Origin of the sequence: Capsulimonas sp., assembly GCF_039929585.1 — a bacterium.
Taxonomy (GTDB): domain Bacteria; phylum Armatimonadota; class Armatimonadia; order Armatimonadales; family Capsulimonadaceae; genus Capsulimonas.
The window spans coordinates 56936-71045 of record NZ_JBDSQY010000293.1 but is presented as its reverse complement, the minus strand read 5'-3'; the positions used below and the strand labels follow the sequence as shown (position 1 = coordinate 71045).

The following is a 14110-nucleotide window of genomic DNA, read 5'->3' as shown; positions in this document are numbered from 1 at the left end:
GGGCGAGCGCATTATCATTCCCGCGATCATGCTGCGTGACCCGGACCGCGACGTCTTCCTCGACGATATGACGATCCCCGAGTTCGAAGAGCGCATCGGCCGCAAGATCAGCGTTGTCGACCGTACGCCCTCCGCCGCCGCGAAGGCCATCCTGAACTGACCCGCATTTCACACGGATCCGCTATGACCATTGACACGTTTCCAGGACTAAGCTCCCCGCGCCTGAAGATCCGCCGCTTTGACGACGCCGACGTCAGCGCATTTCTTGCGTACCGCAACGACGCCGAAGTGGCGCGCTTTCAAAGCTGGAACTGCTGCAGTGAAGAAGAAGCGAGGGAGTTCATCGAGGAGATGAAAATCCTGCCCTGCGGCCAGCCCGGCAAAGGGCTTCAATTGGCGATCGAGATGACCGAAACGGAGTCGCTCATCGGCGACTGCTACTTAGAAGTCGACAGCCGCGAGCCGCGCCAGGCCGAGATCGGTTTCACCCTCTCGCGGCCGTATCAAAAGCAAGGCTTCGCCACGGAAGCGATTGCCGCCGTCGTTGGCTACGCCTTCCACGATCTGGACGTCCACCGGATCGTCGGCCGAGCCGACACCCGAAACATCGCTTCTGCGGCGCTCATGGAGCGGCTGGGGATGCGCCGGGAAGGGCATCACCTGCAAAGCTACTGGTTCAAGGGTGAGTGGACCGATGAATATCTGTACGCTATCCTCAAAGACGAGTGGCTGAAGAAAAATGGGGGCGCGGCGTAAGTCCGCTACCCGCTGCCGTCCGCTCAATTCGCTGTCTGCGTATGCCCAGCGAGCCACTGTTCCAAATCGTTGATAACGTTGAAATCTAGGAGCGCTTCTCCTAAATCGTCAAGCTGTTCCGGCATGAGTCGGTCAAGCTGCTGAGTGACTTCGGCAGTAACGGAGCCAAAACGGCGTCGAAGCTGACGTAAGACCATTTCCTCTTTGCCTTCCCTTATGCCTTCCCTTATGCCTTCTTTTTTGCCTTCTTCTTTGCCAATTCGTCCCCAACTTGTCATGAGTTCCATCGTTTCCGTCCTTTCCTCAGGAGTGAACTGGGTAAATTCTCGCTCATATTGCTTCATCTCTTGAGCAGTCAGTTCCAAATAGCTGTCAATAAATCCGCCAATCAGTGTTGATTTCGCGGGATCGAGCCTGAGACTTGCTAGTAGCCGTAAGCACTCTGCTTTTACTTTAGGCCTGTCCTGCGCTCTCATCTTCATCTTTGCCATTAGGGCGCTCGCGACCGGGTTATCCTGTTTGACGAACCTGCGCCATGGAAGGCGATTCAGTTGTATAACATCGTAATCGAATCTTAGCACAGTCTTGTTCGGAAATGCTACTGTATATCGATTCGGTTCCGGTCGTTGCGGCGCATCGTAGGAGAAGATGACCACGGGATAAATGGGAATGTCGTATTTCTCAGTGAGACGGGCGAAGTAGCGGAACATTCGCTTAGGGAAGTGGCTCTGCGCTTTGGCTTGATTTTCGACGTGAATGAGGAAGAACGTTTCTTCGCCGCGAAATTTGGCCTTCATCAAGACATCGACTTCGTGCTTTTCACCGAGAGTGATGTCGGTAAAGACTTCTTTGTCCATCGCGACGAAGGCGGCGTCACGGTCCAAATAGGCGCTGACTTTAGGCAGAAACAAGTCGACGAACTCGCCGAAGAAATTGCTCAGCAGTTCTTTGAAGAGTCGATCGTGGTCCATGTGGAGATTGTACCTCAGTCGCTATCAGGAACACCGCGCGCTCGTGGATGCGCGGCGCGATGGACTTCCTGCAAGCGCTCGGTGGTGACGTGTGTGTACATCTGAGTGGTGGCGAGGCTGGTGTGGCCGAGCAGCTCCTGCACCAATCTCAGGTCGGCGCCGTTGTTGAGCAGGTGCGTGGCGAAGGTATGCCGCATGACGTGTGGGGTGATCTTGAGGGTGGATGAGGCGGCTTCGCAGTACTTGTCGAAGAGCTTGCGCACGCCTCGGTCGGAGAGACGCGCGCCGTAGCGGTTGACGAAGAGCGCGCCGGCGTCTTTGGCGTGCTCCACGAGGGTGGGGCGGCCGGCGGTGAGATAAGTGGTGAGCGCTGTCAAAGCTTCGCGACCGAGCAGCGTCACGCGCTCTTTGTCGCCTTTTCCCACCACTCGCACAATCGCTTCCTCGAAATCCACATCCCCAATATTTAAGATGACTAACTCGCCGGCGCGCATGCCGCTCGCATAGAGCATTTCCAAAAGGGCGCGGTCGCGCAGTCCGAGTGGGTTTTGCGCGGGGGAGGTCAGAAGCTTCTCGATCTCATCCGTTCGCAGAAACTTGGGCAGCCGGCGGTCCAGTTTGACCGTTCGCAGCCCCGTCGCCGGCGATTGCGCCAGCTCGCCCTGCATCGTGAGATAATTGAAGAAGGATCGAAGCGCGGCGGTTTTGCGGGCGCGCGAGGCGCGGGCGAGACCGAGCGATTGCAGATGATTGAGATAGGCGCGGAGCAGCGATGGCTCAGCGTGGGCGGGGGTGAACTTGCCCTGCGCCATCGCGTAGTCCGCGAATTGGCGCAGGTCTTCGGCGTAGGCTTTGACGGTGTGCGGGGAGGCGCCCCGCACATCCGCCTGCGCCTTCAGGAAGGCGTCGATCGCGGTGTCAAACACGGGCGAGTAGGTTAAGGCCCTGGACGGTTTCCAGGGCGGCCATGCCGCGTTCAGCCATGATCGAGGCCTTTTCCTTCTTGTCACGGACGCGATTGGGAAGCGGCGGCACGATGCCCCAATTGGAGTTCATCGGCTGGAAGTCCTTGCCGTCATAGTGCGCGACATAATGCGTAAGCGCGCCCAGCATCGTCTCTTCCGGCAGCGTGAGCAGCGATTCGCCTTTTAAGAACCTCGCCGCGTTGCGTCCAGCGAGAATACCCGTGGCCGCCGATTCCACATACCCCTCCACGCCGGTAATCTGTCCGGCGAAAAAGATATTGGGATGTTCTTTCATCTGCAGAGCATTGGTCAGGAGCTGGGGGGATTGGATGTAAGTGTTGCGATGGATGACACCATAGCGCACGAACTCTGCTTCTTCTAATCCAGGGATCATGCGCAGAACGCGCTTTTGGTCGCCCCACTTCATGCGGGTTTGGAAGCCGACCATGGAGTACAAAGTCGCGTCGCGGTTCTCCTGGCGCAGCTGCACGCAGGCCCAAGGCCAGCGGCCGGTGCGCGGGTCGGTGAGACCGACGGGCTTCATCGGGCCAAAGCAGAGGGTCTTGGGGCCGCGTGAGGCAAGCACTTCGATGGGAAGACAGCCTTCAAAGAAAGACGTCTTGCCTTCGTGATCGCCCAGCGGCGCAAGCTCGGCAGTCGTGAGCGCTGCGTAGAAGGCGTCGTACTCTTCGCGGTTCATCGGGCAGTTCAGGTAGGCGTCGTCGTCGCCCTTATCGTAGCGCGAGGCGGCGAAGGCGATCTCTCGATTGATAGTCGAAGCGTCGATCGTCGGCGCGACGGCGTCGTAAAAATGCAGTTGTGTCAGCCCCGTCAACTCACCGATCGCGCCCGCGAGCGCTTCGGAGGTAAGAGGGCCAGTTGCAATAATCGTCACGCCATCTTCGGGCAGCTCCGTGACTTCCTCGCGCACGATCTCAATATTGGGATGAGTGGAAAGCCGCTCTGTGATGGCCTGAGCGAAGAGAATGCGGTCCACGGCGAGGGCGTCGCCAGCAGGAACGCTGGAGGCGTCGGCGCAGGCGATCACCATCGACCCCATGCGCCGCATTTCTTCCTTCAAAAGACCGGCCGCGTTGGTAATACTATTGGATTTGAGGGAGTTGGAGCAGACAAGCTCCGCGAAGTCGCCCGTCTGATGGACGGGAGTTCGCTTCACGGGCCGCATTTCATAAAGGCGCACTTTGGCCCCGGCCTCGGCGGCCTGCCAGGCGGCCTCGCTGCCTGCCAGTCCGCCACCGATAACTGTCACATAGGTCATGGAAAGAGTATACCCTGGGAATCTTCCGCCGTGGAACGAGCAATAGGCGGAGCCATTTGGCTCCGCCTATTGCTCGTCAATAAGAATTGGACCTAAAGCTCGTATTCGTCAATCGGCGAGAAGTAGATGACGGTGACGATTTCGTCCTCGGATACTTCGCGGGCGTAGATGCGTGAGAGGAGAGTCACGGCGTCTTCGGTGGTGTGGAACTCGGGGTTCTCACGCTGGATGTCGCGGGGCGACAGGTCCTTGGCGACCTTGACTTCGACGGCGTCTAGGATGGCGCAGAAGAGTTTCTTGCGCCGGGCGAAGCGCTGCCCGACCGTCACCCATACGATCTGGCCGGTGGCGTACTTCGCGCTTTTGTCGCCGAGACGGATCGTCGCGGACTTGCGGCCGCGCTTCAGCGCGTCGCCGTAAAGATCTGTGTAAAAATTCAGAGCGAACATCCCCTTGAGTTATCCTTTGCCTTGCGCCGCACCCGCCAATTCGCGCGTCTGCGCGGGTTCGGCTTCCGTTCCCGCTTCGTCGTTCTCACCGGCTTCGTCGTTTGATTTCTTCGTTGACTCTTTGTAATCGCATTCAGCGTTGTGGCACTTGACGCCAATCACGCGCCCGCGATATGTATTTTCCATCACCGGCGAGCCGCATGTCGGACAGTCTTGTCCGGTCGGCTTGCCCCAGGCCACGAAGTCGCACTTCGGGTACTCTTTGCAGCCATAGAAGATGGCGCCCTTACGGCTGCGCTTCTGGACGATCTCGCCGCCGCACTTGGGGCACGGAATGTCGATCTTTTCGGCTTCGGGACGGACAATTGTCTTGCACTCGGGGTAGTCCGAGCAGCCAACGAACTCGCCGAACCGGCTGGAGCGCACCACCATCGGCTTGCCGCATTTCGGGCAGTCGATGCCGGCGAGCTTCGGCTCGATCTTGACCTTCTCCATCTCCTCGCCGGCCTTTTCCAGGCTCTCGGCGAACGGACCGTAGAAGGAGCGCATCATCGCGACCCAATCTTCCTTGCCCTCGGCGACGCCGTCGAGCTTGGTTTCCATCTCGGCGGTGAACGCGATGTCCAGAACGCTGGGGAAGTGCTTCACCAGCAGGTCGTTGACGGTTGATCCCAGTTCGGTGGGCTTGAACTTCTTCTGCTCCAGCTCCACGTACTTGCGGTCGATAATCGTGGACATGATCGCGGCGTAGGTGCTCGGGCGTCCGATGCCCTTTTCCTCCAGCGCCTTGACCAGGGTCGCTTCCGTGTAGCGCGGGGGCGGCTCGGTGAAGTGCTGCTTAGGCAGGATCTGGAGCAGTTTCAGCAGCTGTTCGTCGGTGAGCGCCGGCAGGGGCTGCTTGTCCTCGTCATCCACCTGATTCGGATCGTCCTTGCCTTCACGGTAAACGCGCAGGAAGCCGTCGAACTTGACGGTCGATCCCGTGGCGCGGAACGTATAGTTCCGTGCGCTGATGTCTACGGTAACGACATCGAACACGGCGGGCGCCATCTGGGACGCTAAGAAGCGCTGCCAGATCAGCTTGTACAGCTTGGCCTGCTCGGCGGTCAGAAGCTTGGCGATCTGATCGGGAACGCGCTCGACGCTGGTCGGGCGGATCGCTTCGTGGGCGTCCTGCGCGGAGCCGCCCTTCTTATATTGTTTGGTCTGCGCCGGAGCGTAGGCCGCGCCGTATTCCGTGACAATGTAAGCGCGAGCCGACTGCTGCGCTTCATCGGCGATACGCGTGGAGTCAGTACGCATGTAGGTGATCAAACCGACATGGCCTTCGCCGGCGACTTCCAAACCTTCGTAGAGCTGCTGCGCGACCATCATCGTGCGCTTGGCGCTAAAGCCGAGCTTGCGCGAGGCTTCCTGCTGGAGCGTACTGGTGATGAAGGGCGCGGACGGGTTGCGTCGCTTCTCGCTCTTCTTGACCTTCTTGACACGGTACTCGGCGCCGTCCAGATCCGACAGGATCTTGTCGCTCGTGGCTTGATCGGGAATTTCGATCTTCTTGTTGTCACGCTCGGTCAGATTGGCGTCGAACTTGTTCTTCACCGTATCGGGAGTCAGCGTCGCGCCGATCGTCCAGTACTCGACGGGATTGAACGCCAGGATCTCCCGCTCGCGGTCCGCAATGAGACGAACGGCGACCGACTGCACGCGGCCGGCGCTCAGGCCCTTCTTGACCTTGCGCCAGAGCAGCGGGCTGATCTTGTAGCCCACGATCCGGTCCAGTTCGCGCCGCGCCTGCTGGGCGTTGACGCGGTCCATATCGATCGTACGATAGTTCTGCAGCGCCGCCAGAACCGCCGTCTTGGTGATCTCGTTGAACTGGATACGCTTTGGATCCTTGAGGCCGAGCGCTTCCTTGAGGTGCCAGGAGATCGCTTCCCCTTCACGGTCCGGGTCGCTCGCCAGGTAGACTTCATCGGCTCCCTTGGCGGCGGCCTTTAATTTGGCGACAACATCCTTGCGCTCGGGGATGATCTGATAGGTGGGCGCAAAGTCGTTCTCGATATCGATCGACAGCTTCTTCTCCGGGAGGTCACGCACATGCCCCATGCTCGCCTCAACCTGATAGTCCGCGCCGAGAAACCCCTTGAGCGTCTTCGTCTTCGCGGGGGACTCAACGATGATTAATTTCTTTGCCATACAAACCGTCTTTCCTGAGCGTTCTACTATTATAACACCCCACGCGCCGATTTGTTACCGGGGAGCGGGGCAAATGGCGCAGAACGCCAGCGCAATCGCAACTGCATGATCTTACCACACAATTTGGCTTTCCCGCGATGGAGAGATGCATCGCCCGCAAATCAGCGTGGCGCTCAAGGAGGAATGTTAGAACGCGAACCATAATGATTTTGGCATGCTCAAACCTTTAAAGATTGTTAGTCTGCTTCTGCTTATTCCGGCTTTCGCCGGTATTGCCGTCGCCGCCTTCGCTCGTTCGCGTCCCCTACAAAAGAGTGACCAGGTGTATATCCGTCGAGATCGAACTAAGGGCGTACAGTCTATCATACTTCGCCCGAATGGAACGCTGCTTTATGGCCACGTCGGCCGCTTTGGGACAAGCCGCCGACACGTCGCGGGCGCTTATAAGATCAAGGGCAAGACCATCCTTTTGTATGAGATGAGCAACCATGAATTTCAGCACGTAACTGAAATGTCATATACACCCAATGCAATCAATTCTGTGGGGAATGGTGTGTTTTATCGGAAACGATGATGGCGTCCGCGTCGTTATTCTCTTTGTTGACGGAACACAAATCCCCGACGGCTCTATGGGCCGATGGGGTTTTGTGTTCGGGGATGTACTCTCGTAACGAGCGTATCAGCCGGGCGTTGTGAAGGCGATGTCGTCCACATAGCCGCGATACCCGCCGGTGCTGTTAGGGTTGTCGTAGCCGAAGTCGACGCGGTTGACGGTCTTGCCGGCCAGCGGGGTCAGATCGACTGAGACGTAGTTCCAGGTATCCAGCGCCAGCGATCCGCTTTGCGCGTTGGGGTGGAGGCGAACGCCTTCAGATAGGCGTGCACCGCCGCGCCGCGTTGAGAACTCCCGGAGTACAGAAGCGAGGATTTGCCGCTTTGGCTGCTCTCGGTGCGAACTCCCATCTCCGGTCCCGATCCGCCGCTCAGCACGGGGCCGACGTGGGAGAGATTGCCTCCGGGAGATGAGATATCGACGTTGTTGGTCCAGGTCGGCTGATATTCGCCCGCTTCCAGACTGGTCCACCAGAAATAGTTCTGTGTGAGCGGCGTGGACATCCATCGGTGTAGGAAGGCGGGGCGAGGGAAAGGTTCGACCTCCAAGTGGTGTTCGCGTTGGTTCCCATGGTGTAGGCGAGCGTCGCGCCATAGGCGATGCTTGCGAAGCGAAGCCATGGGGAGTTGGAGCTTTGACCATTGACTGTCAGGCTTTGGATATCTGCCGCCTCTCATCTCCTCTACGCCGATAATCTTAAATACACCATAAAGGTATCATGAAACGGCTCCATGAAAATTCATTAATGGCTCCATTGTTGACTATGGTCCCTTTACATGTTAGAATTACCTAGTCTCAGAGATCTAAGACACTCAGAAGTTACAGGCGTATCAGGACGTCTGCATTCCACGAAGAATGCCGTCAAGTCCGGCAATTGCTGCCCGGCGCCCAGGAAAGTGAGCGATCCATTTGAATGAAGTGAAATTATCTCGCCGCGCGCTGCTGCAATTGGCGGCGGGAGCGTCAACGACGATGTTGGCGAGTCATTTGCCCGCAGCATGGGGACGCGCCCCGCGTGAGCGAAAAGCCGCCCAATTTCAAAATCCGCTGTTTGCTGGCGACTACGCGGATCCTACGATCCTGCGCGTCGGCAAGGATTTCTATTTCACCCACACGTGCTACCGCTATGCGCCAGGCCTAGTGGTCTGGCACTCGCGCGATCTGGTGAACTGGACCCCGATTTCGAAGGCGCTCAGCCATTCCTACGAAAGGGCGGAGGTATGGGCGCCTGATCTTGTCGAACACAAGGGACACTATTATATCTATTTCCCAATGGGAGGCATTTTTGTCGTCCATGCGGAACATCCGAGCGGACCATGGAGCGAGCCGATCGAACTGAAGGTCGACGATATCGATCCCGGCCACATCGTTGGGCCGGACGGGACACGTTATCTTTATACGGCGGGCGGCCACATGGTGGAGCTGAGCGACGACGGCTTGTCCGCAGTCGGAGAAAAAAAGCAGGTTTATAACGGCTGGCAGTTCCCGGCGGAATGGAAGACGGAAGGGTTCTGGCTGGAGAGCCCCAAGCTGACCCGGCGCGGCGACTTCTACTACCTGATCTGCGCCGAAGGCGGCACCAGCGGACCGCCCACCAGCCACATGGCCGTCGTGGCTCGCTCCCGTTCGCCGCTAGGCCCGTGGGAAAATTCGCCCCACAACCCGCTCATCCACACGTACAGCGAGGATGAGACCTGGTGGTCAGTGGGGCACGGAACGCTCGTGGACACGCCCGATGGCCGCTGGTACTTCGTTTACCACGGCTACCGAAACGGCTTTAAGTCGCTGGGGCGTCACACGCTGCTGGAGCCGATCGAATGGACGGACGACGGCTGGCCGCAGGCGCCGCTTGGCTCGCGGCGCGACCAGCCGATGCCCGCGCCGATGGGCGTCGCCCAGAAGCCGATGCTTTCGCTGTCTGACGACTTCCGCGCGCCAGCGCTCAAGGCGACCTGGGGGGCTTGGAGCGAAGCCGACATGAGCCGTTTCCATACAGGACACGGCGCGCTCACGGTGGGCGCCAAGGGCGACACGCCCGGGCACAGCTCGCCGCTCACCGTGATGGCGCGCGACGCCAGCTATGAAGCGCAGGTCGTGGCGTCGCCGAAGGGGGGCTGCGGCGCGGCGCTGGGGCTGTTTTATAACCCCGACCACTGGCTGTTCGCCGAACTGGGCAGCGGGCGTCTGCGCGTTTACGGTCCCAAGGAAACTCTGGCGGATCGGCCCTGGACGGGGAGCGCGGCGCACCTGAAGATCGTGAACCGTCGCCACCGTATCGAGGTATTGGCCAGCGACGACGGGCGTCACTGGCAAAGCTTGGTGAAGGATTTCGACGCGTCCGACTTCAACGTCAATAAGCTGGGGGGATTTCAGGCTCTGCGCATCGCGCTGGCGGCGAGCGCGACCGGCGAAGCGCGCTTCAGCGATTTCCGTTACCACGCTTTGTGAGTCACCACGGAATTGGGATTGCGCGGTTGCCTTCAGGCTTCACGCGCAAATCAGCCCCGCAAGCGATTGTCGCTTGCGGGGCTGATTTGTACGGAATTTACTGAAGGAGGAATCGCTGCTGGTTGCCGCCATTCCAATCCCATAGAATAATTTTGAACCCGTCCACGGTGGATCCGGAATTATCCAGGGATCTGCTGTTGGCCTTGCTCCAGATTTTGTAGGAGCCGTCGGACTGCCCGTCCACCCACCAGCGCTGGTTGTTGTTGGCGCTGTCTGCGGGCCACTGGATGAGCTGCGTTCCGTTCGTCGTGGATCCGCCTGTATCCAGCCCCTGTGTGCTGTACGCGTTGACGATGTTCCACGAGGTATCCGAGTTCTGTGTGAAGTTCCAGGTCTGCCATGGCTGGCCGCCCTTACCCCATTGGATGATCCCGGCGTTATTGGCCATGCTGCCGCCGTTCTCCACCGCCTTGCCGCTAACTTTGCTCACAATCACATGGGAGCCGGTCAGAGGATTAATCTGAGTAACCAGCTGGACCACCACCGCGCTGAGGGCGTTCATGGCGTATGTCTCGCCGCCAGGAGTATTTGCCAGCCAATTGTTATCCGTGAGATTTTTATCGGTGCGTCGATGATTCCATGCAGCGGCCGCTTGATTATTCAGCCAGCCGCTGTATGTGCCCCAGAGGTTATTTTCACGCGCGAATCTGCTCAAGCCGCGCACGAACTGGTCCGCCCAAGATCCGTCCGCGCCATTGTGATAAAGAGTAGGCGTGGAGTTGACGATAAAATCGGCCGCGAGTTTCGCGTCGTTATAATACTGCTGGTTCCCCGTGGCTTTGTAGAGAGCGTTGGCCGCAAGGATGAAGGCCCCGCTGTTATAAACATTGCGGGACGATTGAAGGGCGCCAGTGTTCGTCACTCCTTCGTTAACCTGTCCAGTGGAAGGATCAAAGACATGGCTTCGCATCCAGGGATAGATTTGCTGTGTGCACTTGTTCAGATAGGTGGCGTCGCCCGTGGCTTGATAGAGCAAGCAGCCGGAGATGATCATCGGGTCATTGCTCAAAGCGCATTTGCTGAACTTATCCCCGTTTTCCCAGACGCCTCCGCCCACGACGCCGTCCCATCCGCGATTCCAAACCATGTTCCAGTTATTGGCGGCGACGTCTCGGTAAGTGGTGTTGCCAGTGATTTCGTAAGCGCGAATCGCCGCGATGATTCCCCATTCCACGTCATCGTTCCAGCCGTCCCACGACCAGTTGTAGGTATCCTGATTGAACTGAGAATTGACCAGATCGATGACGAGCTGTTTGTTGGCCGGTGTTGGAGACCGATCGTAGGCATCCTCCACCATGGTGATCATGTAGCATTGACCCCAGAAGAACGCCTTGTCGCGTTTGTTCAAGCCATCGACGAAGTAAGTCTGACCACCAGATCGCACCAGGTAGGCGGATAGAAAGCTGTTATAAGCAGCGTCGGCGTTTGCGGCGTTTTGGGCGTGAGCCGTGGGGGCGGGAAGGAGGGTTGCTGCGGTGAGGAGCGTAGTCACCAAGCTCGTCATAAGATTCGTCTTCGTTGTTTTCATGGTGTTCCTTTGTAGTGAGTGGATCCGCATCCAAGGCGCGCGCAACCGCCTGGGCGGAAGAAATTTTTCACCCAGGCGGTTGCGTCGTGCGAAGGGGCCTCAGGGCTAATGGGCGCCCACATAGAACCTTTGGTTGGTTCCTGGGTTCGAACCCCATTGGTCAAGCTGCGCGCCCTGCGTTGTTCCGCCAGGATTGTCCAGAACCAGGCCGCTGTGCCGGTTGGTAAACACATACGAGCCGTCGCTCTGACGGGTGGGCAGCCACTGGTCGTTGCCCTGGTTGCCGAATTGCCATTGGACAATAGGCGCGCCGTTGTCGGTGCGGGCGCCGGAGACATTGATATCCAGGCCGCTGTACGCATTCTTGATCTGGTAGTAGCCGCTGCTGGTAGGGATGAAGTTCCACAACTGGTTGGAGCCGCCGCCGTAGGGATACTGAATGACGATTCCGCCGTTGGTGGTGGAGCCGCCGGAGACATCCAGCGAGAGTCCGCTGTAGACGTTTTTGATCTCAAAGTAGCCGGCGAAATCGATGTTGGAGACCCAGCCGTTGGCGATGACCTGCTGGACGCCGCCAGCCCAGACGTTGGCCATCTTCTGATAGCCGCCGTCGTTGGGATGTGTGCTGTCGTACAAGTCTCCCGTGTTGAGCGAACTCATGCTGACCATGGTGATATGCTTGCCGGCGTTCGCCCGCGCCTGCACGATGCCGGGGATCTGGCTGTTATAGGAGTTGATGCGCGATTGAACCGTTGCGTCCTTATTGCAGATCAGCTGAGCCACCACGATAGTGACGCCGGGGTCGGTGTTGAAGATCTGATCGATCAGTGAAGCCAGTCTGTTGGGCGCGGTGGAAACGTTATAGTTCTGCCCCAGATCGTTGGTGCCGATATGCAGCGTGACGAGATTGGGCTGATAAGTCGCTAATGGACCGTTGATCAGTGCGGCGACCTCATCGATTCGCTTGCCGGAATGGCCTTCATGGTCGGGATCGAACATCACGCCATCCCGAATGGCGCCGACGAAGTCGATGGCGTTGCCCTGGTTTTTCAGTGTGCTCCAGAGCGGTCCCCGGTAGCCGTTGTTGGTGGTGCTTTGGAATCCCGACGTGATCGAGTCGCCAATCGGCATCAGGCGCAATCCCGCGCTTTGCGCCGCCGAGGAAATCCCTGTCAGCATCATCAGGGAGCCCAGGCAGACCGAGGCGAAAGAGAAAGCGTTCTTTTTTTTATATGCGGACACAGTCATTTTTAGTCTCCCAAGGGTGAAGTGAACAAAAGAAAAACGGCGATCGCCGTTTATTTGAGATACCATCTCTGGTTAGCGCCGCCGTTCCAGCCCCACTGGATCAGCGAAGCGGCGTTCGTATTCATATTGTTGTTGTCGAGCGCCAAACTATTGGCTTTGTTCCAGATCTTGTAGGAGCCGTCGGACTGCTGGTCCACCCACCAGCGCTGGTTGTTGTTGCCGCTACTCGCGCCCCACTGGATTATTTGTGTTCCGTTCGATGTGCTGTTGGCGTTATCCAGCCCCTGGCCGCTATATTTATTGACAATACTCCAGGAGCTATCGGAATTCTGGGTGAAGATCCACTTCTGCGCGCTGCCGCTGTTCCAGCCCCATTGGATGACGCCCGCGCCCTGGGTGTTGGTGCTGGCGTTGTCAATCACTAAGCCGTTCGCCTGGTTGAAGATGGTGTGAACGCCGCTGATGGGATTGATCTGAGAGACCGCCTGCACGACAACCGAGCCTTCGGCTTCCATCGCGCGGAGATTGCCGGTCGTGGTGGGCGAAGTGAAGTTGTTCCAGGAGACATTGGAATCCGTTCGCCGGTTATTCCAGGCGGAAGCGGCGTTGTTCTCCAGCCATTGCCAGTAGGTGTTCCAGAGATTATTTTGGCGGGCGAAGAGGCTCAGGCCCCGGTAGAACTGATCGCCTCCAAAGTCCCCATTCGCGGGATGGTCTTCATTCAAAATGGGGTATTTGTTGATCACATGAGCGGCGGCCGTTACGGCGTCGTTGTAATACTGAGTCGTACGCGTGATCTTATAGAGCGCGTTGGCCGAGTTGACAAGAAGCCCGCTGTTATAGGCGTTATCGTCGCCGTAGATGCCGGTGGAGTTCCAGCCTTCGTAGACTCGGCCGTTGTTGGGATCGTAGGCGTGCGACCGCGCCCAGGCGTAGATGGACTGGCTTTTGCTCAAGATCGTGGCGTCGCCGGTGGAATCATAGATGAGGCCGCCGGCGATCACCATCGGCCAGTTGCTCAGCCCGCCTTTGCCGCCGGCGGGGACGTTATCCATATTCTCCCAAATCCCGCCGCCGAATGTATTATCCCAGCCCCGGTTGTAAACGACGTTCCAGTTTGTTACGGCGGCGTCTCGGTAAGCGGTATTGCCGGTAATTTGATAGCCTCGGATCAGCGCGATAATCGCCCACGCCAGATCGTCGTTCCAGCTGTCCCACGCCAGGTTTTTGTTCGTGTCCGGCGTGATCTCATTCGCGATGAAGGTGTTCAGAAGATCGGTGACGAGCTGCTTTCGATCCGCCGCTTTATTCTTATCGTAGGCGTCCTCCACGCCGGTGATCATATAAGCCTGACCCCACATAAAGGCGCGGGAACGATCGGTGAGGCTGTTGCAGAAGTAGGTCTGTCCGCCGGAGCGGATCAAGTACGCATTGAGCCAGCCGTTATATACGGTGTCGGCGTTGGCGCTGTTTTGCGCGTGGGCGCCAGGCGCGCCGGCGAGCGTAATCGAAAGCCCCAGTAATGCTGCAAAGCCGATGCGCTTTGTCCAGTGAGAAGTCATTTTTTTGCGTGTCGAGCGGGTGTTCATCGTGGTGT

Annotated in this window: 11 protein-coding genes; 2 read left to right on the top strand and 9 right to left on the bottom strand. The window is 58.3% G+C overall.

What is annotated here, in order from left to right; all coding sequences use genetic code 11:
• Positions 1 to 183: 183 nt before the first annotated feature.
• Complete coding sequence (locus ABIZ35_RS22470; RefSeq protein ID WP_348222166.1) at positions 184 to 756, top strand: GNAT family protein; 573 nt, start codon at positions 184 to 186, stop codon at positions 754 to 756.
• 23 nt (positions 757 to 779) lie between these two features.
• Here ABIZ35_RS22470 and ABIZ35_RS22465 read toward each other — a convergent pair whose 3' ends face one another.
• The 6 genes from ABIZ35_RS22465 to ABIZ35_RS22440 all read right to left on the bottom strand — a co-directional run bounded on the left by ABIZ35_RS22465 (position 780) and on the right by ABIZ35_RS22440 (position 7777).
• Positions 780 to 1727, bottom strand: coding sequence for a DUF4351 domain-containing protein (locus ABIZ35_RS22465; protein ID WP_348222165.1), 948 nt, complete (start codon positions 1725 to 1727; stop codon positions 780 to 782).
• Between the two features lie 14 nt (positions 1728 to 1741).
• Positions 1742 to 2653: a site-specific tyrosine recombinase/integron integrase gene (xerA, locus tag ABIZ35_RS22460; protein ID WP_348222164.1), complete on the bottom strand. Its 912-nt coding sequence runs from the start codon at positions 2651 to 2653 to the stop codon at positions 1742 to 1744.
• The gene (gene trmFO / locus ABIZ35_RS22455) at positions 2646 to 3971 is read right to left on the bottom strand and encodes a methylenetetrahydrofolate--tRNA-(uracil(54)-C(5))-methyltransferase (FADH(2)-oxidizing) TrmFO (protein WP_348222163.1); all 1326 of its coding nucleotides are present in this window, start codon (positions 3969 to 3971) and stop codon (positions 2646 to 2648) included. The genes xerA and trmFO overlap by 8 nt, the downstream gene beginning before the upstream one ends.
• Before the next feature lie 92 nt (positions 3972 to 4063).
• A complete protein-coding gene (locus ABIZ35_RS22450) occupies positions 4064 to 4420 on the bottom strand; it encodes an ASCH domain-containing protein (protein ID WP_348222162.1) in 357 nt (118 codons plus the stop codon).
• Between the two features lie 9 nt (positions 4421 to 4429).
• Complete coding sequence (gene topA, locus ABIZ35_RS22445; RefSeq protein WP_348222161.1) at positions 4430 to 6616, bottom strand: type I DNA topoisomerase; 2187 nt, start codon at positions 6614 to 6616, stop codon at positions 4430 to 4432.
• Between the two features lie 792 nt (positions 6617 to 7408).
• Positions 7409 to 7777, bottom strand: a complete 369-nt coding sequence (locus ABIZ35_RS22440) for a hypothetical protein (RefSeq protein WP_348222160.1) — start codon at positions 7775 to 7777, stop codon at positions 7409 to 7411.
• 370 nt (positions 7778 to 8147) lie between these two features.
• Here ABIZ35_RS22440 and ABIZ35_RS22435 point away from each other — a divergent pair, with 370 nt between their 5' ends.
• A complete protein-coding gene (locus ABIZ35_RS22435) occupies positions 8148 to 9677 on the top strand; it encodes a family 43 glycosylhydrolase (protein ID WP_348222168.1) in 1530 nt (509 codons plus the stop codon).
• Between the two features lie 97 nt (positions 9678 to 9774).
• Here ABIZ35_RS22435 and ABIZ35_RS22430 read toward each other — a convergent pair whose 3' ends face one another.
• The 3 genes from ABIZ35_RS22430 to ABIZ35_RS22420 all read right to left on the bottom strand — a co-directional run bounded on the left by ABIZ35_RS22430 (position 9775) and on the right by ABIZ35_RS22420 (position 14102).
• Positions 9775 to 11265: a glycoside hydrolase family 76 protein gene (locus ABIZ35_RS22430; protein WP_348222159.1), complete on the bottom strand. Its 1491-nt coding sequence runs from the start codon at positions 11263 to 11265 to the stop codon at positions 9775 to 9777.
• Between the two features lie 105 nt (positions 11266 to 11370).
• Positions 11371 to 12513, bottom strand: a complete 1143-nt coding sequence (locus ABIZ35_RS22425) for an RICIN domain-containing protein (protein WP_348222158.1) — start codon at positions 12511 to 12513, stop codon at positions 11371 to 11373.
• Positions 12514 to 12563: 50 nt separating this feature from the next.
• A complete protein-coding gene (locus ABIZ35_RS22420; protein ID WP_348222157.1) occupies positions 12564 to 14102 on the bottom strand; it encodes an RICIN domain-containing protein in 1539 nt (512 codons plus the stop codon).
• Positions 14103 to 14110: the final 8 nt, after the last annotated feature.